Source organism: Thermobacillus xylanilyticus (genome assembly GCF_907165215.1).
GTDB lineage: Bacteria > Bacillota > Bacilli > Paenibacillales > Paenibacillaceae > Thermobacillus > Thermobacillus xylanilyticus.
Window position 1 is genome coordinate 1 of the sequence record NZ_CAJRAY010000014.1, and the last position, 1,027, is coordinate 1,027.

General features: G+C 50.2%; 1 protein-coding gene. It reads right to left on the reverse strand.

The window, feature by feature from the left end; translation table 11 throughout:
• Positions 1-32 precede the first annotated feature (32 nt).
• Entirely contained in the window at positions 33-938 is a 906-nt protein-coding gene (locus KJQ12_RS02495; protein WP_213483340.1) for an IS1595 family transposase, read from the reverse strand.
• Between the last annotated feature and the right edge of the window lie 89 nt (positions 939-1,027).

Sequence of the window (1,027 nt, forward strand, 5' to 3'; positions counted from 1 at the left end):
AAAATTTGAATATCAAGTTAGCTCCGGTAAGGTCATGATGTGAGCTTCTGGTAGGTGATGGTGTCGGTTGAAACACAAGCTGTCAGCAGTCGATTGAACAATTGGCCTTCAAACCGTCTACGGTTGGTACGGAAACAAAATTCATCCAAGTACGATTGCAGGTGCTTGGAAGCCAAACCATGGTAGGTACCGCCGATAAACGCTTTGGCATTGGAAATCATCGTGTGCAGCCATTTCAGATGATCGGGGTTTTCCTTGACGTTAAACTCGAGCGGCTGGTGATCGTAACCTTCCTCTGCGAGCTTTCGATACGAGCTGTAAGCATCGCTGCTGATGGTGGCGCCGGGCTTGATATGGTGCCGGGCAAAATCGACCAGCGTCTTGCCTTTGACATTCGGGATGACCTTCATTTTCACATATTGCGGCGCTCCTTTCCTGTCTAGCGATACGGCTGCCAGTACGGGGGTTTGTTCCGTGCCGCGACCGCGTTTACCGCCTTCTGTCGGTGCTCCGAAAAACGCGTCATCCAGTTCGACCAAACCGGCCAGTTGGTAGTGGGCATCGCGATCTCCCATGGCTTTGCGAATCTTGTGAAGCATTAACCATGCGGTTGGGTAGGAGATTTCCAGTTCGCGCGAAAGGAAAACCGCGGAAACACCGCGTTTATCATGCGCCACAAGGAAAATCGCCCAAAACCAGGTCAGCAGCGGCGTATGGGATTTATGCATAATCGTGCCGGCGGTAACCGAAGCCTGATGCTTGCAGCGCGTACATTGATACAGCTTACGGCTTTCCAGAAAGTAGAACGCATCGTGCTCACATTTGGGGCAACAGAAGCCGTTCGGCCAACGGATCTGAAACAGATGCTCGCGGCATGCGTCATCCGAATGAAACTTCTCTTGAAATCTCTTTAACGTCATCGCTTCTTGTTGTGCCATGACAACCACTCCCGAACATTCGTTTGTACCTAGTATATCAAACAAATGTTCGCATGTGAAGGATTTGCTGAGGCAACTTGATATTCAAA

Bases quoted from the DNA above. Each gene is read 5' to 3' on its own strand.
- KJQ12_RS02495 (WP_213483340.1), bottom strand. From the start codon at position 938: ATGGCACAACAAGAAGCGATGACGTTAAAGAGATTTCAAGAGAAGTTT.